The 23,815-nt window shown below is 40.6% G+C and carries 26 protein-coding genes; 9 read left to right on the top strand and 17 right to left on the bottom strand.

Going from position 1 to position 23,815, the window contains the following annotated elements:
• Positions 1 to 115: 115 nt before the first annotated feature.
• From rplX to rplC, 12 genes are all read right to left on the bottom strand, one after another.
• A complete protein-coding gene (gene rplX, locus AACU25_RS08200) occupies positions 116 to 466 on the bottom strand; it encodes a 50S ribosomal protein L24 (protein WP_096574712.1) in 351 nt (116 codons plus the stop codon).
• Positions 466 to 834: a 50S ribosomal protein L14 gene (rplN, locus tag AACU25_RS08195; protein WP_015129713.1), complete on the bottom strand. Its 369-nt coding sequence runs from the start codon at positions 832 to 834 to the stop codon at positions 466 to 468. Before rplN ends, rplX begins: the two co-directional genes overlap by 1 nt.
• A gap of 41 nt (positions 835 to 875) precedes the next feature.
• Positions 876 to 1,127, bottom strand: coding sequence for a 30S ribosomal protein S17 (rpsQ, locus tag AACU25_RS08190; protein ID WP_045870365.1), 252 nt, complete (start codon positions 1,125 to 1,127; stop codon positions 876 to 878).
• A gap of 6 nt (positions 1,128 to 1,133) precedes the next feature.
• Complete coding sequence (rpmC, locus tag AACU25_RS08185; protein ID WP_045870366.1) at positions 1,134 to 1,361, bottom strand: 50S ribosomal protein L29; 228 nt, start codon at positions 1,359 to 1,361, stop codon at positions 1,134 to 1,136.
• Between the two features lie 3 nt (positions 1,362 to 1,364).
• A complete protein-coding gene (rplP, locus tag AACU25_RS08180) occupies positions 1,365 to 1,790 on the bottom strand; it encodes a 50S ribosomal protein L16 (RefSeq protein ID WP_045870367.1) in 426 nt (141 codons plus the stop codon).
• 87 nt (positions 1,791 to 1,877) lie between these two features.
• Positions 1,878 to 2,639, bottom strand: coding sequence for a 30S ribosomal protein S3 (rpsC, locus tag AACU25_RS08175; protein ID WP_096574711.1), 762 nt, complete (start codon positions 2,637 to 2,639; stop codon positions 1,878 to 1,880).
• A 52-nt stretch (positions 2,640 to 2,691) separates the two neighbouring features.
• Positions 2,692 to 3,048, bottom strand: a complete 357-nt coding sequence (gene rplV / locus AACU25_RS08170; RefSeq protein WP_045870369.1) for a 50S ribosomal protein L22 — start codon at positions 3,046 to 3,048, stop codon at positions 2,692 to 2,694.
• 37 nt (positions 3,049 to 3,085) lie between these two features.
• A complete protein-coding gene (gene rpsS / locus AACU25_RS08165) occupies positions 3,086 to 3,364 on the bottom strand; it encodes a 30S ribosomal protein S19 (protein ID WP_045870370.1) in 279 nt (92 codons plus the stop codon).
• 112 nt (positions 3,365 to 3,476) lie between these two features.
• Positions 3,477 to 4,340 (bottom strand): 50S ribosomal protein L2, encoded by an 864-nt coding sequence (gene rplB, locus AACU25_RS08160; protein WP_096574710.1) that lies wholly within the window; start codon positions 4,338 to 4,340, stop codon positions 3,477 to 3,479.
• A 7-nt stretch (positions 4,341 to 4,347) separates the two neighbouring features.
• Positions 4,348 to 4,662, bottom strand: coding sequence for a 50S ribosomal protein L23 (locus AACU25_RS08155; protein ID WP_096574709.1), 315 nt, complete (start codon positions 4,660 to 4,662; stop codon positions 4,348 to 4,350).
• Positions 4,655 to 5,287, bottom strand: a complete 633-nt coding sequence (gene rplD, locus AACU25_RS08150; RefSeq protein WP_096574708.1) for a 50S ribosomal protein L4 — start codon at positions 5,285 to 5,287, stop codon at positions 4,655 to 4,657. The genes AACU25_RS08155 and rplD overlap by 8 nt, the downstream gene beginning before the upstream one ends.
• 103 nt (positions 5,288 to 5,390) lie before the next feature.
• Complete coding sequence (gene rplC / locus AACU25_RS08145) at positions 5,391 to 6,026, bottom strand: 50S ribosomal protein L3 (protein WP_096574707.1); 636 nt, start codon at positions 6,024 to 6,026, stop codon at positions 5,391 to 5,393.
• A gap of 1,001 nt (positions 6,027 to 7,027) precedes the next feature.
• Here rplC and ndhN point away from each other — a divergent pair.
• A complete protein-coding gene (gene ndhN, locus AACU25_RS08140; RefSeq protein WP_045870375.1) occupies positions 7,028 to 7,504 on the top strand; it encodes an NAD(P)H-quinone oxidoreductase subunit N in 477 nt (158 codons plus the stop codon).
• Positions 7,505 to 7,556: 52 nt separating this feature from the next.
• On the opposite strand, the gene AACU25_RS08135 is transcribed toward ndhN, so the two are convergent.
• Positions 7,557 to 8,030 carry a GNAT family N-acetyltransferase gene (locus AACU25_RS08135; RefSeq protein WP_096574706.1) on the bottom strand — a complete coding sequence of 158 codons (474 nt, stop codon included), beginning with the start codon at positions 8,028 to 8,030 and terminating at the stop codon, positions 7,557 to 7,559.
• A gap of 222 nt (positions 8,031 to 8,252) precedes the next feature.
• Between AACU25_RS08135 and AACU25_RS08130 the strand changes: the two genes are divergently transcribed.
• The 4 genes from AACU25_RS08130 to AACU25_RS08115 all read left to right on the top strand — a co-directional run bounded on the left by AACU25_RS08130 (position 8,253) and on the right by AACU25_RS08115 (position 13,829).
• Positions 8,253 to 9,101: an RnfABCDGE type electron transport complex subunit D gene (locus tag AACU25_RS08130; RefSeq protein WP_096583582.1), complete on the top strand. Its 849-nt coding sequence runs from the start codon at positions 8,253 to 8,255 to the stop codon at positions 9,099 to 9,101.
• Positions 9,102 to 9,224: 123 nt separating this feature from the next.
• Positions 9,225 to 10,601, top strand: coding sequence for a DUF2330 domain-containing protein (locus AACU25_RS08125; protein WP_096574705.1), 1,377 nt, complete (start codon positions 9,225 to 9,227; stop codon positions 10,599 to 10,601).
• Between the two features lie 312 nt (positions 10,602 to 10,913).
• Positions 10,914 to 11,564 (top strand): hypothetical protein, encoded by a 651-nt coding sequence (locus AACU25_RS08120; protein ID WP_096574704.1) that lies wholly within the window; start codon positions 10,914 to 10,916, stop codon positions 11,562 to 11,564.
• A gap of 480 nt (positions 11,565 to 12,044) precedes the next feature.
• Positions 12,045 to 13,829 (top strand): ShlB/FhaC/HecB family hemolysin secretion/activation protein, encoded by a 1,785-nt coding sequence (locus tag AACU25_RS08115; protein WP_096574703.1) that lies wholly within the window; start codon positions 12,045 to 12,047, stop codon positions 13,827 to 13,829.
• Positions 13,830 to 14,067: 238 nt separating this feature from the next.
• Here the strand turns inward: AACU25_RS08115 and AACU25_RS08110 are convergent, their stop codons facing one another.
• Both AACU25_RS08110 and AACU25_RS08105 read right to left on the bottom strand, forming a co-directional pair.
• Positions 14,068 to 15,342 carry a sensor histidine kinase gene (locus AACU25_RS08110; RefSeq protein ID WP_096574702.1) on the bottom strand — a complete coding sequence of 425 codons (1,275 nt, stop codon included), beginning with the start codon at positions 15,340 to 15,342 and terminating at the stop codon, positions 14,068 to 14,070.
• Entirely contained in the window at positions 15,339 to 17,771 is a 2,433-nt protein-coding gene (locus AACU25_RS08105) for a hybrid sensor histidine kinase/response regulator (RefSeq protein WP_096574701.1), read from the bottom strand. Before AACU25_RS08105 ends, AACU25_RS08110 begins: the two co-directional genes overlap by 4 nt.
• A gap of 1,052 nt (positions 17,772 to 18,823) precedes the next feature.
• Between AACU25_RS08105 and AACU25_RS08100 the strand changes: the two genes are divergently transcribed.
• The gene (locus AACU25_RS08100) at positions 18,824 to 19,372 is read left to right on the top strand and encodes a CAP domain-containing protein (RefSeq protein ID WP_096574700.1); all 549 of its coding nucleotides are present in this window, start codon (positions 18,824 to 18,826) and stop codon (positions 19,370 to 19,372) included.
• A 312-nt stretch (positions 19,373 to 19,684) separates the two neighbouring features.
• Positions 19,685 to 20,314 carry a ribonuclease H-like domain-containing protein gene (locus AACU25_RS08095; RefSeq protein WP_096574698.1) on the top strand — a complete coding sequence of 210 codons (630 nt, stop codon included), beginning with the start codon at positions 19,685 to 19,687 and terminating at the stop codon, positions 20,312 to 20,314.
• A 174-nt stretch (positions 20,315 to 20,488) separates the two neighbouring features.
• On the opposite strand, the gene AACU25_RS08090 is transcribed toward AACU25_RS08095, so the two are convergent.
• Complete coding sequence (locus AACU25_RS08090; RefSeq protein WP_096574697.1) at positions 20,489 to 20,962, bottom strand: DUF4385 domain-containing protein; 474 nt, start codon at positions 20,960 to 20,962, stop codon at positions 20,489 to 20,491.
• A gap of 76 nt (positions 20,963 to 21,038) precedes the next feature.
• Between AACU25_RS08090 and AACU25_RS08085 the strand changes: the two genes are divergently transcribed.
• Positions 21,039 to 21,506 (top strand): VOC family protein, encoded by a 468-nt coding sequence (locus tag AACU25_RS08085; RefSeq protein WP_096574696.1) that lies wholly within the window; start codon positions 21,039 to 21,041, stop codon positions 21,504 to 21,506.
• A 647-nt stretch (positions 21,507 to 22,153) separates the two neighbouring features.
• Positions 22,154 to 22,492, top strand: coding sequence for a hypothetical protein (locus AACU25_RS08080; RefSeq protein WP_096574695.1), 339 nt, complete (start codon positions 22,154 to 22,156; stop codon positions 22,490 to 22,492).
• A 23-nt stretch (positions 22,493 to 22,515) separates the two neighbouring features.
• Here AACU25_RS08080 and AACU25_RS08075 read toward each other — a convergent pair whose 3' ends face one another.
• Complete coding sequence (locus AACU25_RS08075) at positions 22,516 to 23,751, bottom strand: glycosyltransferase family 4 protein (RefSeq protein WP_096574694.1); 1,236 nt, start codon at positions 23,749 to 23,751, stop codon at positions 22,516 to 22,518.
• Positions 23,752 to 23,815 lie beyond the last annotated feature (64 nt).

Genomic DNA, 23,815 nt, shown 5'->3' with positions numbered 1-23,815 from the left:
GTTTTTTGTCCTGTTTATCCCTGGTCTTGGTCAGGGAAGCGCGAATTTTAGATTTTAGATTTGGGATTTTAGATTGAATTTAAAATCTCATCTAAAATCGTCCCTTGGGAGATGACTATTTATCCAGGATCTCGCCGGTTTTCTTGAGCTTCCGTACTTTTTTACCTTCAGGGGTGAAGGTGTAGCATACGCGGCTGGCGACGTTTTGCTTAGTGGAGTAAAGCATCACATTGGAGCTATGAATCGGGAATTCTTGGGTAACAATTCTTCCTGATTCCCCTTCTTGTTGGGGCTTCACGTGCTTAGTTTTAATATTTACGCCTTTGACAATAACTTTACTAAGTTGTGGCAGTGCTTTGATCACTTCACCAACTTTGCCTTTGTCTTTACCAGCGATGACTTGTACAGTATCGCCAGTTTTGACGTGCATTTTATGAAACACCTTGGGTTGTGGCTGTTTTGCCATTACAGCACCTCCGGAGCCAAAGAAACTATTTTGGTGAAGTTCTTATCACGCAGTTCCCGTGCGACTGGGCCAAATACCCTTGTGCCTCTGGGATTACCATCTTTGTTGATGATCACTGCGGCATTATCGTCAAATCGAATGCTCATACCGCTGTCTCGATTAATACTTTTACGCGTGCGGACAATTACTGCCTCTACCACATCTGACTTTTTCACAGCCATGTTGGGTTGAGCATCTTTGACAACGGCAATAATTTTATCACCCACGCCACCATAACGACGGTTGCCTGCGCCTAATACGCGGATGCACATTAGCTTCCGGGCACCACTATTATCTGCGACATTCAGGTAAGTCTGGGGTTGAATCACAATTTGTCTCCCTTGTTCAGTTGTTAATTCGATAACAACTATTAAGTTGTAGCTTTAGCGTTGAGAATTTCTGTGACTTGCCAGCGCTTGGTTTTGCTCAGGGGTCTAGTTTCCTGAATGCGAACGCGATCGCCCACTTTGCACTGATTGTCCTCATCATGAGCTTTATAGCGCCGGGTTTGAACTACAATTTTGCCGTACTTGGGGTGAGGAGCGCGGTTTTCTACGGCTACTACTACCGTTTTTTGCATTTTATCGCTCACTACCAAGCCAACTCGTTCTTTGACTGCCATAATCTCCTACTTTTGTTCTTGAGACTGTTGACTTGCTGCCCGTTTGCGTTCTCCTTCTACCGTTAGCAATTGTGCTAGGCGATGTCGGGCATGTTTAAACTGATGGGGCTTGTCTAATTGTCTGGTCGCTTTTTGCAACCGCAACTGAAATAGTTGTCTTTTAACAGCAACAATTTCCTCAGCCAGTTTTTCGTCTGTTAATTCTCTAGCTTCTGAAATCTTGGGAAGAGGCATAACCTACTCCTGCTCCTGTACTTGAGGGCGCACAATAAATTTAGTTTTGATTGGCAGCTTGTATGCAGCCAAGCGCATGGCTTCGCGGGCAACTTCTTCGGAAACACCAGCGATTTCAAACAAAATCCGCCCTGGTTTAACTACAGCTACCCAAAACTCTGGGTTACCTTTACCGGAACCCATCCGGGTTTCAGCTGGACGCATGGTTACGGGTTTATCAGGGAAAATCCGAATCCAGATTTGTCCACCCCGACGAATGTAGCGGGTCATGGCTCGACGAGAAGCCTCGATTTGTCTGGAGGTAATCCAAGCGGGTTCTTGTGCTTGGAGTGCGAAATCGCCAAAGTTCAGGGTGCTACCACGGTGGGCTAGACCCTCCATCCGTCCGCGCTGTTGTTTGCGGAATTTAGTTCTTCTTGGACTTAACATGGTTTGTCACTTGTCATGTGTCATTTGTCATTTGTCATTTGTCATCTGCCATTTACTTATGACTAATGACTCATGACTAATAACGGTTTACCCTTCATTTGAGCGGTCTTCAAATTGTTGGCGACGGCGTTGTTGTTGACGGCGGCGAGGTTCACGTTCGCGTTCCCGAGATGTGGGTGCGGGCGCGGCTTCTTCTTGTCCGGGGATGATTTCGCCCTTAAATACCCATACTTTAATGCCCAGAATTCCATAAACGGTTTTAGCTGTGCAGTAAGAGTAATCAATGTCAGCTCTTAAGGTATGTAGAGGTACTCTACCTTCACGAGTCCATTCTGTACGAGCAATTTCTGCACCGTTGAGCCGTCCGCTAACTTGAACTTTAATGCCTTGAACACCAGCGCGTTGGGCACGTTGAATCGCTTGGCGGACTACGCGACGGAAAGATACGCGTCGTTCTAGTTGTTGAGCGATATATTCCGCAATCAAATAAGCATCAGCATCAACTCGTTGTACTTCTACTACGTTGATGCGAATTTGACGATTGCTACCCAAAAGTTCTTGCAGTCCGGTACGTAAGGATTCGATACCTTGACCACCACGACCTACTACTACGCCAGGTCTAGCTGTACGAACTTCTAAGTCGATTTGGTCGGCTTTGCGCTCAATCCGTACTTCTGAAATGCCAGCGTTGTTTTGAGCAAGTCTGCCTAGCTTTTGTTCGATGTATTGACGAAGTTTGTGGTCTTCTTGGAGCAGTTCTGGATATTTGTCAGGAACTGCAAACCAGCGAGATTGGTGTTCTTGTGTAATACCCAGCCGAAAACCAACTGGATGAATCTTTTGTCCCACGAATGGTTCCTCTAAAATTTCTTACTTTACGCAATGGGTTCGTGTCTAGTCATTATTCCGCAGCGCCTGCGGCTACAGCTACAGTGATATGACACGTTGGCTTGCGAATTTGGTAAGCTCGACCCTGCGCTCTGGGTTGGAATCTTTTGAGTACTGGGCCTTGGTCTGCGTATGCCTGAGTAATTACGAGTTGAGCGCGGTCTAAACCAGCATTATGCTCGGCATTAGCAGCAGCGCTTCTGAGAACCTTTAAAACTGGATCACAGGCTCTATAAGGCATGAATTCTAGGATAATTAGCGCTTCTCGGTACGATCTGCCCCGAATCTGATCGAGTACACGACGTACTTTATAGGGAGAAATGCGGATAAAACGAGCGATCGCTTTGACTTCAGTTGTATCAGTAGCCATAATTTTCTCCTGTTGTCAAGAGTCAATAGACTCTTAACTATCTCCCTGATTTTTTGTCACTTTTGCCATGACCCCTGTAGGTACGTGTGGGGGCAAATTCTCCCAATTTATGACCTACCATTTGCTCATTCACAAAAACGGGGACGTGCTGCCGTCCGTTATGGACTGCGATCGTGTGACCTACCATTAAGGGTAAAATTGTCGATGCTCTCGACCAAGTTTTAATAACTTGTTTTTCGTTTTTAGCGTTCAGCTTTTCAATTTTGCTGAGTAAGTGATCGGCTACGAAAGGACCTTTTTTAAGAGAACGACCCATATTTTTAATTGCTGAGTTCTGAGTTCTGAGTTTTAAGCTTTGAGTTTTGAGTTTTTAGTGTTGAGTTGGACAATTCTACTCAGCACTCTTGACTCACTACCCACAACTAAATTTAGGATTCACGACCACCACGACCGCGTTTAGAAGATTTACGGCGACGGCGGACAATGAATTTGCTGCTAGCTTTCTTGGGTTTGCGAGTTTTAGCACCCAAAGTCGGTTTACCCCAAGGAGTAACAGGCCCAGATCTCCCAATTGGCGCTCTACCTTCACCACCACCGTGGGGGTGGTCAACGGGGTTCATGACGCTACCTCTAACTTTAGGACGGCGACCCTTCCAGCGATTTCTCCCAGCTTTACCAGCACTCAAGTTTCTCGCGTCGGTGTTACCTACTTGTCCAATTGTGGCGTAACATTCGCGGCGAATTAAACGAACTTCACCAGAAGGTAGTTTTAAAGTTACGTAATTACCTTCTTTGGCTACAACCTGCGCGGTAGCACCAGCAGAACGCACAATTTGACCACCTTTTCCAGGAGTCATTTCTACGTTATGAACGCTGGTACCCAAAGGAATATTCGCTAAAGGTAAAGCATTGCCATCTTCAATAGGAGATTCTGGCCCAGCAATAATTCTTGTCCCAACTTTTAAGTTATTGGGATGGAGAATATAGCGTTTTTCACCATCTTCATACAAAACTAGAGCAATGCGCGCATTGCGATTGGGATCGTACTCAATTGCTGTGACTGTCCCTGCAATGTTGCGTTTATCTCTTTTAAAATCGATGATGCGGTAAAGTTGTTTGTGCCCGCCACCCCGACGACGGCTTGTAATCCGCCCTTGATTATTTCGTCCTTTTGGACGATGTACGTACTTAGTGAGCGATTTTTCTGGCTCACTTTTGGTAATTTCCGCAAAGTCAGAGATTGTAACTTGGCGAGTACTAGGGGTATAGGGGCGATAAGAACGAGTACCCATTTTTGCTTTAGACCTCTGGGAATAGAACTTGTCTAACCTTCTCTACATCCCCAGATGCGATTGTTACTATCGCTTTCTTATATTGGGGCTTGTAACCAATAAATTTGCCCACACGCTTCTTTTTCCGTGGTGGGTTAGAAGTATTGACTTTGACAACCTTGACCTGAAATAAGTCTTCAATCGCAGCCTTAATTTCTGGTTTAGTTGCTTGAGGAGTTACTTCAAAAGTGTATTTGTTTAACTCCATCAGGATGGTCGCTTTTTCTGTCACAATTGGGCGACGTATTAAGTCAGCGAGGTTGCGGGGGTCGAAGTTAGGCACTGTAGACCTCCTGAATTTTTTCTATAGCTGAGGCTGTAACTACAACTTTGTCAGCGTGCAGTAAATCAAAAACATTTAACTGATTGGCTGCAATTACCTTTAAATTTTCTACATTGCGGGCTGACAAGTGCACATTTTCCGCAATTTCAGACAAAATTAAAAGTGTCTTAGCTTCTGGAGCAGCTCCCCAACGCGCTAGTGCTGCGACTAATTCTTTGGTTTTGGGGCGAGATAGCTGTTCGCTAAATTCTTCTACTACAATCAAATCGTCAATACGGCTGACAAAAGCTGTTCGCAGTGCCAAACGCCGCTCTTTGCGGTTCATTTTTAAATCAAAATCTCTGGGTTTGGGCCCGAAGATCACACCACCACCACGCCACAGGGGTGAACGAATAGAACCAGCGCGAGCGCGGCCTGTACCTTTTTGCCGCCAAGGTTTGCGTCCACCGCCTCTTACTTCGGAACGGGTTTTTGTACTAGCAGTTCCTTGACGAGCATTAGTCTGTTGTCTAACTAAGGCTCTATGTACAATATGAGCCGCTGTTTCTTCTTTGGCAACGCGCAAATCAAACGAAGTCTCTCCGACTTGTTCTCCTTGCCAATTTTTAACTATACTCTGAACCATTTTTGTCACTTGTCCCTTGTCATTTGTCCTTTGTCATTTGTCCTTTGTCACTTGTCCTTAGCCAATGACTAATGACTAATGACAACAACATAATGACTCTTGACTATTTCCCAACTTGCTTGGCAGGTACGATACTTACCAGCGCACCTGGTTTTCCAGGAATGGCTCCTTTGATTAGCAGTAAATTGCGCTCTGCATCTACTCGCACTACTGTCAACTTGCGGATTGTGACACGGCTACCACCTAAGCGTCCTGCCATCCGTTTTCCGGGATAAACACGACCTGGGGTTGTACCAGCACCAATCGAACCGGGCGCTCTATGGTTTTTAGAACCATGTGACATTGGCCCACGACCAAAGTTGTTACGCTTTTGGTTGCCTGCAAAGCCACGTCCGATACTTGTACCGATTACATCTACAATTTGACCTGCACTAAAAATATCTGCTTTAATTTCTTGACCTAAAGCATAATCGCTAGCAGTATCTGTACGATACTCATTCAAATGACGTAACGCTGGGGCAGATGATTTTGCTAAGTGACCTAAAAGCGGTTTGTTTAGTGCCTTAGGTTTAACTTCCCTAAAACCAACTTGAATGGCAGCGTAACCATCAGTTTGATTCGTTTTAACTTGGGTAACGGTGCATGGGCCCGCTTGGACGACGGTGACAGGAATTGCTACTCCTGCATCGTCAAAAATTTGGGTCATGCCCAGCTTGGTGCCGAGAATACCTACAGACACAGTAACTGGTTCTCCTTATCTACTTGCTAACCTTGGCATCGGACTCTCAAAGACATGATTTGTGCATACCGAGCGAGGTTGGAATAGCCTCCGAAATTTAGAGCCGCTTTAGCCACTCCAACTTCTCCGGGACAAACAAAACTATGTCCTTACTGTTTGGTGAATCCGTTTACTTTCACTCACTAGTTCACCAGAACAGCCATAAGCATCTTCCTTTGGGAAGAGTTAACTTCTGGAATCAAGGCAAGGCTTTAGAGCTTTGCGCTTTGTGCAGCAATGCTTTCATCCGAGCAATTGCTTAGGCACTTTCTGGAGGCAGCGTCCTGAGTGGATTGCCCAACTTTAGACGACAGCCGTGTGGTAGTAGGACTTAAGCAGCTTTTGCCACCCAGTATCCTGCAACTAAGACTTATGTAATGCGATCAAACCAACATTACTGCTTAATTTCTACTCCGACTAAAATACCTTAAACTATTGTTCAAGGTTTTGCCTACTTTTTCAGGACTACAGGAGTGAATGTAGTCTGGAACTTAGGGTTGGGTTGAAATTCTCCAGCCGTAAGTTCTGTATTTGACCCGAAAGCTTTTTTAGTGTACCAGTCTTCGGCCAGTCTCAGCTAGATTCATCCTTATTGGAGTCAAGTCATCAGCCCTTGATGCTCACACTAGCTCAGAATGCCAATAAGAGGGCAATCTAATTTGCGTATTTGGTCACAATCTAACAATATAAATGATTTATTTAGATTTGTCTATAAATTTTTTGCATTGGGCATTGGGTAATCGGTAACTGGTAATTGCTAATGCTAATAGGAAGTTGTTATGACTGCCCAGATCCTTCATGCTCTATCTTCCCCCTGCCCAGAGGTATCAAAATTACATTGAAGCGATATCAATGGATTGGTACCAAGTAAAGCTAATCCAGATCATAAGTTTATTATTGAACTGAATTTAGCAGTTCGCGGTAAATAATAGAGATATCTAAGTGAGATAGAACGAATATCTATGGCACTACTTACCACTGGCAACGCTTTTATTCGCGAACTAGAAAAAGTTGGTTCTCTTGGTGTTTATGTTCCTCCAGAAGGGGGTTATGAAGGTCGGTACCGTCGCCGACTGCGCGCAACTGGGTATGAAACCCTCCACATTACTGCTAAGGGACTAGGAGATTTGGCAGCCTATCTCACAGGAGTTCATGGAGTCAGACCACCTCATCTGGGTAAAAAAAGTACTGGTACTGGTGCAGCAGTAGGTTATGTATACTATTTGCCACCTATTATCAGTTCTCATCTAGAACAGTTACCGCCAAAGTCTAAAGGACTGGTTCTGTGGATTATTGAGGGGCATATTCTTTCCAATCAAGAACTTGACTTTTTGACGGCTCTACCACGCTTGGAACCAAAAGTCAAAGTAGTGATTGAAAGAGGTGGCGATCGCGCTTTCCGTTGGACTCCTCTAGAAAAAACGCTTTTAGCTAGTTAGTCATTAGTCATTTGACTTGTGAATAAAGACGCGATTAATCGCGTCTCTACAACTATTGGCTTAATTCCATCAGCATTTCTATAGTGCTGATGCGAAAACCACAAGATGCAAATAACCGCCGCGCTGCTTCGTTAATTGCTGCAGTATCCAGCCTTATTTGTTTAATTCCCATTTTTTGAAAGCTTTCAACAGCCAGTATTACCATTTCCCTTGCTACCCCTCGTTGACGATAATCTGGCTCAACCCAAACATCATGGATAAAGGCAAATTCCTTTAACCGATAAATAGGAATTTCTCGCTCAACTGTCGCTACCAGAAACGCTACTAAATTCTCTTCATCTTCAGCTACCAGAAATACGCTGCTATCGCTATTTGTCAGCCTTCCCAACCAGTTTTGATATCGTTGTTCTGGATGGGGTAGAAACCCATATTTAGCTGAGTCCCAGACTTCATGCAAAGCACAAATCTTTGCAACCATTGGTAAAACGTTGGGTACGTCAGCTGGCGTAGCAGGACGGATCAGCATAAATTAAAGACTTGAGAAGCAATCTGTTTTTGCATTGTAGCGAATCTATCCGCAACATTAGTTCACATCAAAGCGATCGCCATTTTACTACTAGCAAATAATAGAAGACTTCCTGGTTTCAGTCCTTCAGTTTGTAACAAAAACTGTAACAACTGTATTATCTCAGCATTTATCCGTCTAGATTGGGGAAAAATCTGCGCGTAATCCCTGAATATGCGGGTAATTTTGCTTAATGATATCCGAGATTATCAAATTCTATTTTTGTCCTTGTTTCTAGCTTTGGGAATTGGCACAAGGGACTGGACATTGCATCCGGAGTTGATCGGAGTCGCGATCGCGACTTGTCTATTAACCCAATGGATGTTGTCATCGATTTTGAGTAAAGAACAAAACATCAATCTTCGCAGTGCTTTAATTACATCCTTGGGACTCAGTTTGCTGTTGCGAGCCGATCATTGGACAACGATGGCTTTAGCCGCAGCAAGTGCGATCGCTAGTAAATTTTTTTTCCAAGTTGGTAATAAACATTTCTTCAATCCTGCCAACTTTGGTATTATTACTGCCTTGCTGCTCACCTCTGATGCTTGGGTTTCGCCAGGACAGTGGGGAGAAGACTGGTGGTATGGACTATTGTTTTTTGGGACTGGTGGCATGATTTTGCAGCGAGTTGGTCGTTGGGATACGACAGCTGCTTTCTTGGGTTCCTACTCTCTGCTAGAAGCTATTCGCAATCTCTGGCTAGGCTGGACTTGGGATGTTTATTGTCATCGTTTGATGAGTGGATCTTTATTGCTATTTGCCCTGTTTATGGTGACAGATCCGCGCTCAATTCCCAATGCCCGAATTGGTCGTCTAGTTTGGGCAGTATGCATCGCCATATTCACTTTTATACTGCGGAACTATTTCTTTATTTCCAGCGCGGTTTTCTGGGCGTTGTTTATCTTAGCACCATTAACTATTTTGTTTGATGCTTTCTGGTCAGCCCCGGAATATTCTTGGTGGAAAAAAGACGATAACGCTAGTGTTACCGATAACACTCAAATCTCTAATTCCCTAAATCCTAGCTCCTAATCAGCCAATGACAAAATAAACAAACCATTGCAACTCAAGGAAATGCTGACGCTGTATTTTTTGTGAATTTTGGATTCACGACGGTACTAATCCCTAGCCTCTTAAACACAATTGAAAAATAATATGAAACCCTTAAGATTCTTAATTTCCATAGTCATTGCATTAATAGCTGTGCTGTGTTTTACGCCTACAGCATGGGCATTTTGCGGATTTTATGTTTCTAAAGCTGATAGCAAACTTTATAATCAAGCTTCTCAGGTAGTAATTGCGCGAGATGGCGATCGCACTGTCTTGACAATGGCTAATGATTTTCAGGGTGCAGTCAAAGATTTTGCGATCGTTGTACCTGTACCAACTGTCTTGCAAAAAGACCAAGTTCGTGTTGCTGAACCCAAAATTATTGAACGGCTTGATGCTTTTAGCGCGCCACGATTAGTAGAATATTTTGATTCAGATCCCTGCGCTCCTGTTTACGAAGGTGAAAATATGCCACAAGCAGCACCTAGAGCCGCAGCCAGAGATGAGATGGCTAGTAGAAGAGGCGGTAGTAATTTAGGTGTAACTGTTGAGGCGCGGTTTAATGTTGGCGAATACGATATTGTGATTCTCAGCGCTAAAGAGTCTGGAGGTTTGGAAACTTGGCTCAATCAAAATGGCTACAAAATTCCTAAGGGAGCCAAAGACTTACTTCAGCCATACATTCGCTCTGCAATGAAATTTTTTGTAGCGAAAGTTAACCTAGATAAATTTGAACAATCTGGCTATCAGTTACTTCGTCCTCTGCAAATATTTTACAAATCACCTAGGTTCATGCTGCCGATTCGTTTAGGTATGATTAACGCCGCAGCTGAACAGGATGTGATTGTTTACATTTTATCTCCCAAAGGGCAAGCAGAAACTACTAACTATCGCACAGTAAAAGTTCCCTCTGACGCTAATATTCCGGTGTTTATCAAAAATGAATTTAGTGACTTCTATAAGTCCATGTTCCAAACTTCCTACGTTAAAGAAGATAGGAAAGTAGCTTTCTTAGAATATGCCTGGGATATGAGTAGTTGCGATCCTTGCTCTGCCGAACCTTTATCTTTAGAAGAACTCAAGCAAGCAGGTGTATTTTGGCTGGATGATGATTCTCGGAATAACCGGACATTACCTCGTGGTTTTCGTCCACCTGTTCCTAGTAGTAATGTGTTTATCAGTCGATTGCATATTCGCTACACCCGCAACAAATTCCCCGAAGATCCAATGTTCCAAGAAACTTCTAACCGGGAATCTTTTCAAGGTCGTTACATCTTACAACATCCGTTTACAGGCGACCTAAATTGTCCGGCTGGGCGAGAATATAAGCAATCATTGCCTAAGCGTTTTGAACAAGAAGCGCAAACTTTAGCCAAGCTAACGAACTGGAATATTCAAGATATTCGCCGCAAAATGAATTTCAAGGTCAGCGATTTGACAACTTCTTGGTGGGAGAGTTTCTTTTCCTGGTTAGGGTTATAGTTCAACTGGTTAATTCAGGATAAAAAGGGAAAAGGAATTACAAAGCTTTACCTTTCCCTTTCTTTTTTTTAATAGGTAACGTCATTTTGTGTTAATGAGATTTATTCAAAATTAAATGCCTAAAACGCGCAAGGAAGTTGACCAATCCCAGAAGTAAACAAACAGTATATTAAATTATTGTCTAATCATATAAATGACAATTTTTTATTCATTTAAGCGCGTGAAAGAAAAAAAATTGCCTAAGCTGGAAATAATAGATTTTTGGGGAAATATTTGCCTTAAAATATTCTTGCTTTCTTTATCCAGATTGCTATGGTTGAATTGGATGAACAGCTGCGCTATTTAGTTGCCCAAGCTTGTGAACACCCACCCGGAAGTAAAGAGCGTCAGAAGCTGCTCACGCAAATCATTCGTTTGACTGCAAGTAGGCTCTGGCGTGAAAATACTCCTTATTATCAAGACGCACTCCAACAAACTTGGTTATATTTCTGTCGGAATATTTGTGAAGCTAGGACAGGTCAAGCCTATGACTCCAATTATGGTAGTGTCGTCACTTGGTTGAATGCTTACCTAAAACGTAGACTCCAAGACTTTTACTTAAGCCAGCAACGAGAACAAGCAATCAAAGTACCTTTGAAGATTCGACAATCGGGTTCGGGTGACAACAGCGATATTCTTGATCCTGTGGACAACCTAGCTGCTACCCCTGAGGCTCCCCCAATTTTAGATAATGTCAGAATATGGGCGGAAGCTGACTCTCAAGGAGAACTCCGCAGTACTTATATTAAAGGACGTTCTGATGTCAATTGTCAGGTATTAATTTTGAAACGTCTACCCCCAGAAGCTAGTTGGAAGGAATTGTCTGAAGAATTCGGTTTATCTATTCCCACTTTAAGCAGTTTTTATCAACGTCAATGTTTACCACGCTTGCGGAAATTTGCTGAGAGCGAGGGATATTTATGAAAATTATCAAATGGTAAAAGCAGGCTGAAGTATCAAATTTGAATAATGAAATACAAAGACTTATATAGACAACCTTTGAAGCCGGAACAAAATATTACTGGTTAATTATTAATATTTTGTATAAAATTCTCCAATGAGAGTTCCCTTGATAAAAATATAATTAATTGCCAATTATTCCTATAATTAAAAATATCAAATTCTAAAATAAAGCCATTTTGGCAATTAATTATAAGTTGATAAATAAAACTCAATTTTGGTATTTTTTAATTAATTTTATGTTTTAAATATTATAAGTTACTCTCTTTGCTAATTCGTAATTATAGCGGATAATGGTGAAAATCTAATTGTAAACTGAGTCTAAGCTTTAATTTTTTAACTTAGATGAATTTACTGTCAGTAAATATCCAGCTAGCTGCTATCTTGTAATGTCAGCTGCTTTTTACTAAATCTTAATGTAAGTTGAAATAGCCCTAAACCATGATGAGCGATAAATTACTTCATAAGTATGGAGTCTTGTTATTACAACTGAGTATATTTGTGTTGCTGGCCAACATCAACGCTAAATCAGCAAAAGCCCAGGCTATTAATAGTTCACAAATCCCAAATATTAATTCCATCCAAGCGCAACAGCTCCCACCACCACAAGATGTACAACCACCTGTACCTTCTCCAACGCCTTTACCTAAACCACCACAACCATTACCACCACCAGAACAACTTCTTCCTGTTCCTAACCTCACTCCAGCACCCGAGCAAACCTTACCAGAAAATCTTCCAGAAAATATTGTTGTAGAAAGATTTGAGGTTGTTGGTAGCACTGTATTTACTCCTGAACAACTAGCAGCAGAAACTAAAGAATTTATCAACAGACCAATATCTTTGGCTGAGGTATTTCAGGCTCGTTCTAAAATTACTGATTTATATGTAAGAAATGGCTATATTACCTCTGGTGCTTATATTCCACCACAAACTATCAAATCTGGTGTAATTAAAATTCAGGTTGTTGAAGGTAAATTAGAAGAAATTCAGGTAACTGGGACTCGCAGACTGAACTCTAATTATGTACGTAGCCGTCTAGCGATCGCCACCAAAGCGCCACTAAATCGGGAGCAGTTGCTAGAAGCATTGCAACTATTACAGTTGAATCCTTTGATTCAAAACTTATCGGCGGAACTCTCCGCCGGATCTCGCCCTGGTGTGAGTGTATTACAAGTTGAGGTACGAGAAGCACAATCCTTCAGCGCTCAAGTAGTTCTAGATAATGCGCGATCGCCTAGTGTTGGTAGTTTTCGCCGTCGCTTACAAATCAATCAAGCCAACTTACTAGGATTTGGAGATGGCTTGAATTTTGCATACACTAATACTGATGGTAGTAATGCCTTTGATGTTGGTTATACATTACCGCTCAACGCCCGTAACGGTACACTATCTTTCAACTTTGGCACCACATCGAGCAATGTTATTGAAGAACCTTTCAATATTCTAGATATTGAATCATCTTCGCGTTATTACGAGATTACTTTCCGCCAGCCCATCATTCAAACTCCTACACAAGAGTTAGCTCTAGGTTTGACAGCTTCGCGGCGCGAGAGCGAAGCTACTTATATTGAAGGTGAACGTTTACCTTTTCCTTCATTGGGAGCCGATGAACAAGGAAGGACACGCATATCTGCAATTAGATTTTTCCAAGAGTGGACAACGCGCAACAGTCGGGAAGTAATTGCTTTGCGATCGCAATTTAATTTGGGTATAGGTGCATTGGATGCGACGATTAATCAAGAGGGGCCTGATAGCCGCTTTTTTGCTTGGCAAGGACAAGCCCAATGGGCAAGGTTATTAGCTCCAGAAACATTACTACTATTACGTGTAAATACACAGTTAGCATCAAAAAGCTTGCTGCCTTTAGAACAATTAGGTTTAGGCGGTATTGATACAGTTCGAGGCTATCGCCAAGATTACTTATTAACGGATAATGGGGCTTTTGCTTCAGCAGAAGTTCAAGTACCAATTCTTCGTTTACCCCAAATCGGTAGTACCTTGCATCTGGCACCATTTGTTGACTTTGGTGTAGCTTGGAATAATTCTAATCGAGCCAACCCAGATCCTAACACCTTGGCTTCTGTGGGTTTAGGCTTAAGGTGGACACAAGGCGATCGCTTCACCGCGCGTCTTGACTGGGGTGTTCCCTTAGTATCTGTAGAATCTCGGGAGAATACATGGCAAGAAAATGGGCTATACTTTTCTTTGATCTACAATCCCTTTTGAGAAACAGTCCCAGGTTCAACGTCAAGAATCAAAAGCCAAATGTTTCGACTTTTGACTCTTGGCAAACTCTACGAAAAAAATTGTTTACCTTAGCTTGTTAAGAATAAAGATAATAAAAACATACTAAAGCTTTAGCTAAATAAAAAAAGCTTCCCACGAATGGGGAGCTTTGTTATTGCCAGATTTTTGCTAGTTGAAAAATTTAAATTTAAAAAATTGATGCAATGTAAAATTGGTGTTATCGGACTGGTAATTCAAGGATAAACTCTATACCCTCACCTGGCATTGAATTATATGTCAGCTTACCATTATGGTTATTAACTACAATTTGATAAGCAATAGATAAACCAAGCCCTGTACCTTTACCAATCGGTTTTGTGGTGTAAAAAGCATCGAATATTTTAGCTTCGTCTGCCTTGTTAATACCAGAGCCATTATCTGCAATTCTGATAATAACTTTTTCTTTTATTACTTCAGTTGTGATTTTAATGACACCAGGATTTTGAGAAATTTCATTAAAGTCTTTATTTTTATATGTTTCTTCAATGGCATCAATTGCATTAGAAATTAAATTCATAAAAACCTGATTAATTTCCCCAGGATAACACTCAATCAGTGGTAAATCGGCATATGCTTTAACTAGTTTAATAGGTGGGTGATGACCATTGCTTTTGAAGCGATGTCCCAGGATCATTATTGTACTTTCTAGACCTTCGTACAAATTAGCTAGCTTCTTACCTGCTTCTCTGTGGCGTGAGAACTTATTTAAAGATGAGACAATTTCTGTAACTCGACTCGTACCCACTTGCATAGACTGAATAATTTTCGATAAATCATTTAATAAAAAGTTGAGATCATTTTTGCCAATTGCGGTTTTTATTTCATCCGGTGGGTCAGGTAGATGTTTTTGATAGAGATGAAGTAAACTAACTACTTCCTGTACATATTGTTCCACAAAATTTAAGTTGCCAGCTATAAAATTGATCGGATTATTGACTTCATGAGCAATTCCTGCGGTTAGTTGACCTAAAGCTGCTACTTTTTCAGCTTGAATCAGTTGAGTTTGAGTTTTTTGCAATTCGGCATTTTTGGAAATTAAAGCCTTAGTGAGATTTCTCAGTTGCAGATGATTTTCGATTCTGACTAAAACTTCTTCATGCTGAAAAGGTTTAGTAATATAGTCTACGGCTCCTAACCTCAAGCCTTTGACTTTATCAGATGTTTCGGAAAGAGCCGTCATAAAAATCACCGGAATATCTTGGACACGAGGATTACTTTTGAGATATTTACAAGTTTCAAACCCATCCATACCCGGCATCATGATATCTAGCAAAATTAAGTCAGGTAAATCACCATTTTCTAATCGCTGAAGAGCTTTCTCACCACTGCGCGCTGCCCAAACTTCAAAGTTAGATTGATCGAGAAAACTGGATAAAACCTGTAAGTTAGCGGGGTTATCATCAACTATTAAAATAATTCCTTGAGCAGAAGGCTCTCCTATAGTATTGTTCATACTTTTTCCACTGCATATTGATGTAAGAAATTGAGGATTAAATCTTCATCAAATTGCCTAGCTAATTGCCGTAGTTCGTTAGCAAATGGCGCAAATATGATGTCTGTGTCTTCTAGTTGATCGGCCCACTTGAGAATGGCATTAAAGTTACCTTTACTAGCTAAGGTAATTAGTTCCTGTAAAACTTCTGTGCTGGGGGGAGTTAATTGGGGAGATTGGCTATTGGCTGTGGTAGATTCTTTGGCTGTTACTTCAGTTTGAGATTGCTTGTAAATCCACACTATATTGAGGTGGCTAGCTAATTGCTGCAATAATTCATCAGCCTGTACAGGTTTGCTGAGGAAGTCATTACCGCCAGCTTGCAGACTGCGATATTGGTCGGCTTCAAAGACACTAGCAGAAGAGACAATAATTTTGACATCCTGAATTTCTGGGGTCTGACGCAGATTTTGAATCAATTCAAAGCCATCCATTTCTGGCATCAGCAAATCTGTGATGATTAAGTTTGGCTGGAGTGCGATCGCTTTTTCTAAACCTTCTTTACCGTTGGTAGCTTCCACTACATTAAAACCCAGTGGTTGCAATAGGTTTGTAATCACTGTGCGATTCTCCCAGCGATCGTCAACCATCAGGATGGTGTAAGGTTCTCCTGCAAAGCCAATGATTTGTTTGTCTGATATAGTCATTGCAGACTGTACCCAATCATGAGCTGTGGGAATCTCTAACTCAAAGTAGAAGCTACTCCCCTCACCAATTTGACTTTGCACATGGATATCGCTATCCATCATCTGTACCAATTGGCGAGTAATGGCTAAACCCAGCCCAGTACCTTCAGCTTGGCGCTTCTTATCGCCTACTTGTTCAAATGGCAGAAAAATTTTGCTCAATTCTGCGGGAGTTATACCAATTCCCGTATCTTCTACAGTAAAATGAATCTGATGTTTAACTATCTGCTCATCACTGGGAGGTTGATCGATGACTTCAACTTTGAAAGTCACCTTACCCGCATCTGTAAATTTGATCCCATTTCCCAGCAGATTCAATAATACTTGACGTAATCTTTTGACATCGACATGAACCCCTGTTGGCAAGTTACTTGCAGGTTCATAAATAAACAAAATACCTTTTTGTTTTGCCCTAATCTGGCAAATTTCTGCAATTCCTTGCAGAAAAGAAGGCAAATGTACATCTTGGGGGTGCAGTTCTAGCTTTTTAGCTTCAATTTTAGACAAATCCAAAATGTCATTAATTAAAGTCAGCAGATGAGAACCACATTGCTCAATAATATTGACGTGATATTGCTCTGACTCAGGTAAAGCTGGAGAACGTAGCAAAATTTGGGCACAACCGAGAATCCCATTCAAAGGTGTTCGCAGTTCATGACTCATGTTGGCTAAAAATTCGCTTTTCGCCAAATTAGCTGTATCTGCTGCTGCTTTAGATTTTTTGAGTTCAGCTTGTTCAAATGCTTGTACTCTCCACAATACTGTAATCATGGTGACTGTCAGCCCACCGACAATTAAGGCGATCGCATCGAGGAATTGCAGTCGAGATTCAATATTTTGGCGGGGAATTACCAAAGCTACTGACCAATTAGCAGATTTTAACGGCAAATAAGCTACATATTTTTGAGTACCGTCAATTTCCATCAACTCAATTCCCTGCTTTTTGTTTACCATCCGTTGCGCGATCGCATTTAAATTGCGATCGCCAATTTTGAGCAAACTAGGTGCGGGTTTTTCGATGGTTGACATTAACGCAGAGTTGGGATGTACAATCGCTTGTCCTTGGGAATTCAGCGCAAAAGCATAGCTGTTGGGGCCGTAGTACAACGAGTTGACAACCTCTTGGATATGATCGACTTTCACATTACCGTGGAAAACTCCTATTGGCGAACCAACTGGCGGAGTAGTTGCCCAAATTGGAGTTGCGATCGCAATTAACGGAATTCCTGTAGAACGACTAATGAAGGGATCGGAAATATTGCTTTTACCTGCGATCGCTTTTTGAAAGAAGTCTCTATCCTTAATATTTTTATTTGAAGGGCCAACTTTGGTATTAGCAAATGAGCCATCTAAGTTAACCATTTGGAAAAAGAAAAATTCTTTGATCCTGTTAACTTCTGCGGTTAAATAAGGTTCTGCAATAGACCAAGTTAAGGAGCGTACAGTTGGAGTATTAGCCAGGGTTTCTACTTCTACTTGGCGAACGTGTAACCACTCCTCAATTTCATCACCTCCTCTCTGTACTTCTAAAAAAGCACTCTGTCTCAAATCTTGGAGCGTCATATTTCTAGCAGCTTGATAACTGAAATATGCAGAAATACTGACTACAAGGGTAGTACCACCAACAATAAATCGAATCAGTAAATTACGTGAGCGATGATTTTCTCCGTCAGATACCGATAGCCTGGAGTGTTCTTGTATCAAGGGTTTACTCCTTAATTACAAAGTTAAGTCAGCAGAAATTCTAGGTTATCCTTAGATTTCCCAAGAAATTACTGACACTCACAGATTGTAGTAAAACCAGCAATAAATTTATATTAATGTTACATATAATAGTTTTTTCGTTAAAATTTATCTATTATTCACCGATAAAAACTTTGATTATCTTTAAGAAGTGTTGCTGATAAACAAATTTAGGATTGCTATATCTAAAAATTGTTTTGATGCCTGAAATTACTTGCTTAGGGATGGAACAGAGAAGAATAAATAAAAGTATACTTACATTTTTAAACTCTGAAATATTAGTTTTTAATTGATAACAAAACCAAAAAAATAGTTACTCAACAAAAAAACAGAACAATAATTTTGGAGGGGGTTTGGGGGACGCAACCGTCACCCAATCGGGGGGTTTAGGGGAGAATCCCCCACTTCTTCTGGCTTCTTTAATAAGTGACAAATCAATCGCTAATGAGCTTAACTGAACTGTATTGATTTTTACTCAATAATTTTACTCAGCAACGCCAGTTGCTACAACGAAAAGAACCTCTCCAACACACTACCGCCTCATAACTTTCCAGTGAGTGGACTACGCTGCGGGCTATAAAATTCAAAGTTGCAAGTGATTTCTAGCTGTCAATACCTTGGGTCTTGAAAATCTTGCTCATAGCTGCTGGCTAATTCTTCAGCGCTTCGCAACAGCCTCTGACTTCAATCGTAAATATTTATTTATGCCAATTTATTTAATGAAAAATGTAGTGCCCATAACATTTGTCTAGAAGATACTACATTATCTTTTTTAAAGATTCAGATAATTTTTATCTTTTCAGGGACAGCTATCACTTCGTTAAGCTACTTAATGCATCTGAAACATCTACATCTATCCTAGTGTATAAACTTGGAGGTGATTACTTGTATTTACTGTAAAGCAGTTGCAAAATTTCTCTAAGTTCATCAAGCCTTAATAGTATCCTCGTATTTCTGCTAGGAAGAATAAGGTAGATTAGAGGTCTTATAACTCTATACATTAAGTAATTTCCATGTTACGACAAACTGCTTTTGGCATAGCTTTAAGTACGCTTGTCCTTGCCAGTGGATTAACAACTACTCCTATTTCAGGTCACAGTTCTCCACAAAAAAACCCTAATAATAAACCGTTATCGATCGCTTCAAATCAGGTTGTTGCATCAAATACTGTTTTTAAAACTACATCTCTTGAAAAATCAGTTTTTGACCAAATTAATCGATATCGTGTTTCTAAAGGTTTATCAAAGTTGACCCTGAATGCTAATATCACTCGGCAGGCAAGAATTCATAGTCAAAATATGGCTAATGGTAAAGTTCCTTTTAGCCATCAAGGTTTTGAGAAGCGAGTTACTATTCTCCCGATTATTTACAAAAGTGCAGGGGAAAATGTTGCTTTTAATCAAGGATATAGCGATCCGGCAGCACAAGCTGTGATTGGTTGGCTCAATAGTCCAGGGCATCTCAAGAACATCAAGGGAAAGTATAATCTCACAGGGATTGGCGTTGCTGCTAATCAAAAAGGCGAAGTCTATCTCACACAGATTTTCTTGCAAACTAATTAGTGCAGCTAGCCAAAAGTTTCTCACAGTCGTCATGGTAGTGCTGAGTTTTTTGTACAAGCGCAGCTACTCTTTGAAACCACTTAACAACGAACCTACAGGCTGAAGCTACTGCATTCGGGACTTTCAGAAAATAAATTATCCAATTTACTCAGATAATATTTTTCTTTCTCCCCCTGCTCCCTGCTCCTTTCCCCTTTACCTCTTCCAGTCACCTCAGAAATGGCTAGAAATTCTGCTTTTTTTGCACAATAATAATGTAGTGTCTCATAGAAATTGCTTCTGTTGGGCACTGCAATTATTCTTGAGTGATTCATGACATTACAAGATTTTCAAGTGAGCGATCGCGACCTGAGTGACGCTGTGCTGTCTCAGTATTTAAAATCAGAGGCGATCGCTGTGGATACGGAAACAATGGGATTACTACCACAGCGCGATCGCCTTTGTCTTGTCCAATTATGTAACCCAGAGGGGCAAGTTACTGCAATTCGCATCGCTAAAGGACAAACTGAAGCACCAAACTTACAAAAACTGTTAGAAGCAGCCAACATCCAGAAAGTATTTCACTTTGCACGGTTCGATATTGCTACTTTACGTTACAACTTAGGTATTACTGTTCAGCCTGTTTTTTGTACCAAAATAGCTAGTAAACTAGCACGTACTTATACTAATCGCCACGGGCTCAAAGATGTAGTTCAGGAATTAGAAAAAGTCGAACTTGATAAAAGCGCTCAAAGTTCTGATTGGGGTAATGCTGCTAATTTATCTGAAGAACAGCTCAATTATGCTGCTAATGATGTGCGCTATTTACTTAGTGTTAGAGATAAACTAATTGCTATGCTCAAAAGAGAAGAGCGTTGGCAAATTGCTCAAGAATGTTTTCAAGTTCTGCCCACAATCGTGACTTTAGATTTATTGCAATATAAAGATATATTTGAACACTAAATTCATTTCCGGCTAATATAGCAATTCTATTTGTTCTTTGAAAAATTTCAGTAACGCACCAAAAGCTTGGGATGGTGCGTTATTAGCGCATTGACACTGCTAAAATATTGCATTAGAAAATGTTAGTAGTTGCGCTTTAGCGCCGTTTTAACTACTTGTATTTCAGTAATCGAATTACTCTACCTCGTACATTCGTTTATGTTCTGCTAAAAGCTGGAGATACTTTTCATTTGTCTTTGCTTGTATCCATTTGGTTTTAAATATTGCTGCTGATTCTGCTTTAACAGGGTCTACGTCATAAGGTAGAATCTCTTTTTTCTCACCTGCTACTGGCGAACTAGATTTGTATTTCCTACCACTTTTATGATTTGCATAACGGCGCGATCGCGTATAACCCATTTGTAAAAACTTGCGTGCCATGTCTGCACCAATAAAATCATTATTTTCTAAATAAACTAAAAAAATCTCATAAATCTTCTCACTCGACTCTTTAGCAATCTCTGGATTCTTAAATCGCCAGAAAGGAAGAATTTCCGATTTATATGGCTCTACCAAAAGTACACCCTGCTCACCTTTACCAACACGATAAAGTTCAGGATGTTGGCGAAAATTAATATTGGCAAAGTCTAAAGAATAATCGAAAGGCATGGTAAGTTTTTAGGATAAAGCATAAACTTTGAGCAAAAAGTTTATCTTCTATCTTTGTAGGGAAGTTGATTCTGCCATGCTATCTAGCTCTTGTGCTGCGAACAGTGTCTTAGCGCCTGGTGTTCTACGTAAGGTACATCACATTGCGCTCAACGTTCAAGATATGCAAGCATCCCGACATTTTTATGGCAATATTTTAGGTTTACATGAACTTACAGGTGATGAAGTACCCGCAACCTTGGTTGAACTTGTCGCTGCGGGGAAAGTAGCTAACTTCATTACTCCCGATGGCACAATTCTAGATTTATTTGGGGAACCGGATTTATCACCGCCAGATCCCAACCCAGAGAAGTCCTTCACCAGAGCATACCACCTAGCATTTGACATCGATCCGCAATTATTCGATCAAGCAGTAGCAGTAATCAAAGATAATCAAATTGCGATCGCTCATGGCCCAGTTACCCGTCCCACTGGTAGAGGTGTATACTTCTATGACCCTGATGGTTTTATGATTGAAATTCGTTGCGATCCAGTTGCAGATTAAGAAAGCCTCACAGTCTGGCTGCAAGTATATAGATATATCTGCCTTTAGCGTTTCCTGGGATATACAGTTAGTTGCTGTATACCCTAGAAGAATTGCTTGTATTTGATTAATGAATCAGTGTTATGGAGCGATCAGATTTTGATGCCAGTATTGTATTGAGGTAAAGACTTTCAGCATTTTTCTATTGCTATGCATCTTTATCGCAAATTGATATAAAGCAATTTTTTATATTTCATCATTTAATACTTTATATATTTATTGTTGGGTTTGATAAATATACGAACCAGCGTTTGAGGTGATAATTCCGGATTTTTATACAAAAATCCGTAATTTTTCTCTTATGTAAAGAATGACTATACAAGTATATTTATTGGTAGTTGCACAAGCTGATTTCTCAAACAAGATATCTAAAGAATAAGTGTATTAGCAATACATAAATACTTTAATTAGCAACCTAATATTTAATTGCTTAATAAAAAAGTTGTTAATGAAGTTTCAATATTTAGCATCAAGATGGTTTGTGATTACAGCAATTTGCAAGATAAAAAATCTACTTCACCAAATTTAGTAATTAGAAAATTGGTGAGCTAAGAGTTCAGTGCATCTCCCTTGTTCAAAGTCTAACCCCTCATCACATCAATAAGAATATGCACCAATACTGTCAAAATATCATTGCACTGGCTGTAGTTTCAATTTCTGCTTTGACTGTGATGCCATGCCAAGCACAAACTACAGCAGAATCCAATAACAACGATACTAATAAGATTAGCCCCATATCTACAGAACCATCTATTGGCATTAATCCCACTACGCCATCTGAAGTTAATAATTCCAGTTCTTCTACAAATAACCAACCCAATATTTTATCTGAAAACCTGAGTAATCCTTCTACTAGTGTTACTGTCACTACACCAGAGACAGCTCAACCTAGTACAAGGATTCCTATTGGCAGCAGAATTTTTACTGTACCTACAATGGAACAATAATTCTATTGTGAATCAGTAATAGTTCAAATTTCATAATTCCCATCACTTCCACAACAAGCTTTTTCATAGCGTTCACCGGCTATATCCCAGGTAAATTCTGTTTCTATCAGTTCTCTGCCATTAATAGATAACTCGGCTCTCAGTTGTGGACTATTAAATAGTTGAGTAATGGCGCTGACATACTCTGCTGGTGTATTTGCTCTCAAGGCTCGTACAGGCGTACTAGAACCATCTACCGCTAACCCTTCTAAACCGCGATCGCTTGCAACTATCGGTACACCAGCAGCCATTGCTTCTAGAGTTTTATTTTTAATGCCAAAACCAGTCCGCATTGGTACAATGCAGACGGTTGATTTATGTAAATATTCGGACATTGAAGGTACACGACCAGTTACAGTAACTCCCGGTTGTTTTTTCAGTGCTAAAACTTCTGGGGTTGGATGACTACCAACAATATCCAAAGTTGTATCAGGATAAATTTTTTGGATTTCTGGCAATACTTCTTGGCTAAAGAAGCATACCGCATCAATATTTGCCAAATTATCCATTGCGCCGATAAAAATTAAGCGATGTCCTCCCGGATCGTGAATTCTGTAGGGAAATGACACTAAATCAACGCCATTAGGAATCACTGTAATTTCACTATGAGGATTAAATTCTTGTAATTGAATTTTATCTTCTTCTGTTGTCACGACAATTTCAGAAAACTTCGAGCAGTAGCTTTGTTCATAACGGCGTAAAAGTGGCAGATTAATTTTATCCCTCAACTTATTTTCGGAAATCCCAGTTGCGAGTTGGTTATAGCAGCTGCCGTATACCGAACTATGAATATTGACTACAGTTCTTAGCTGTTTTTGGAAATGCGATCGCACATAAATTTCATTCACGCTATGTTCGCAGGTAATGACATCGCATTTTCCCGCCTCTACAAAGTTATCAATCCACTCTTGCATTTCACTTGAATAACGGTTGATGACGCTTGGTGGTGTTCCCTGTTGCAAAAATGAGATGAAGCGCTGAATTTTCTGAAATATTCCTGCAGAGGTTCCTGATTCTGGGGGACGTTCAAAAACCACTAGGCGATCCACACAATCTTGTAATGCTACTATTTCCGCTTCTGTGACAGTAGCATCACGTTGAGTTACCAGCGTAATACTATGGCGTTGACTTAAATACTTAAGTAAATTAAACGTCCTCACCTGTGTTCCACCCCGCGTTGGTGGATAGGGAAAGGTGGAAGATAGCATTAAGATATTCATAGAATTGATATCTGTAATCACAATAAGAAATGAATATATATATATACAATGACCTCAGTTACTG

Source organism: Tolypothrix tenuis PCC 7101 (assembly GCF_963874875.1).
Lineage (GTDB): Bacteria > Cyanobacteriota > Cyanobacteriia > Cyanobacteriales > Nostocaceae > Aulosira > Aulosira tenue.
The sequence above is the reverse complement of the archived record's forward strand: the minus strand, read 5'-3'. Positions and strand labels throughout refer to the sequence as shown.

Coding starts and splice junctions, on each gene's coding strand:
- rplX (WP_096574712.1), bottom strand. CDS start 466: ATGGCAAAACAGCCACAACCCAAGGTGTTTCATAAAATGCACGTCAAA.
- rpsQ (WP_045870365.1), bottom strand. CDS start 1,127: ATGGCAGTCAAAGAACGAGTTGGCTTGGTAGTGAGCGATAAAATGCAA.
- rpmC (WP_045870366.1), bottom strand. CDS start 1,361: ATGCCTCTTCCCAAGATTTCAGAAGCTAGAGAATTAACAGACGAAAAA.
- rplP (WP_045870367.1), bottom strand. CDS start 1,790: ATGTTAAGTCCAAGAAGAACTAAATTCCGCAAACAACAGCGCGGACGG.
- rplV (WP_045870369.1), bottom strand. CDS start 3,048: ATGGCTACTGATACAACTGAAGTCAAAGCGATCGCTCGTTTTATCCGC.
- rpsS (WP_045870370.1), bottom strand. CDS start 3,364: ATGGGTCGTTCTCTTAAAAAAGGTCCTTTCGTAGCCGATCACTTACTC.
- rplB (WP_096574710.1), bottom strand. CDS start 4,340: ATGGGTACTCGTTCTTATCGCCCCTATACCCCTAGTACTCGCCAAGTT.
- rplD (WP_096574708.1), bottom strand. CDS start 5,287: ATGGTTCAGAGTATAGTTAAAAATTGGCAAGGAGAACAAGTCGGAGAG.
- ndhN (WP_045870375.1), top strand. CDS start 7,028: ATGGCACTACTTACCACTGGCAACGCTTTTATTCGCGAACTAGAAAAA.
- AACU25_RS08135 (WP_096574706.1), bottom strand. CDS start 8,030: ATGCTGATCCGTCCTGCTACGCCAGCTGACGTACCCAACGTTTTACCA.
- AACU25_RS08125 (WP_096574705.1), top strand. CDS start 9,225: ATGAAACCCTTAAGATTCTTAATTTCCATAGTCATTGCATTAATAGCT.
- AACU25_RS08120 (WP_096574704.1), top strand. CDS start 10,914: ATGGTTGAATTGGATGAACAGCTGCGCTATTTAGTTGCCCAAGCTTGT.
- AACU25_RS08115 (WP_096574703.1), top strand. CDS start 12,045: ATGAGCGATAAATTACTTCATAAGTATGGAGTCTTGTTATTACAACTG.
- AACU25_RS08110 (WP_096574702.1), bottom strand. CDS start 15,342: ATGAACAATACTATAGGAGAGCCTTCTGCTCAAGGAATTATTTTAATA.
- AACU25_RS08100 (WP_096574700.1), top strand. CDS start 18,824: ATGTTACGACAAACTGCTTTTGGCATAGCTTTAAGTACGCTTGTCCTT.
- AACU25_RS08095 (WP_096574698.1), top strand. CDS start 19,685: ATGACATTACAAGATTTTCAAGTGAGCGATCGCGACCTGAGTGACGCT.
- AACU25_RS08090 (WP_096574697.1), bottom strand. CDS start 20,962: ATGCCTTTCGATTATTCTTTAGACTTTGCCAATATTAATTTTCGCCAA.
- AACU25_RS08085 (WP_096574696.1), top strand. CDS start 21,039: ATGCTATCTAGCTCTTGTGCTGCGAACAGTGTCTTAGCGCCTGGTGTT.
- AACU25_RS08080 (WP_096574695.1), top strand. CDS start 22,154: ATGCACCAATACTGTCAAAATATCATTGCACTGGCTGTAGTTTCAATT.
- AACU25_RS08075 (WP_096574694.1), bottom strand. CDS start 23,751: ATGAATATCTTAATGCTATCTTCCACCTTTCCCTATCCACCAACGCGG.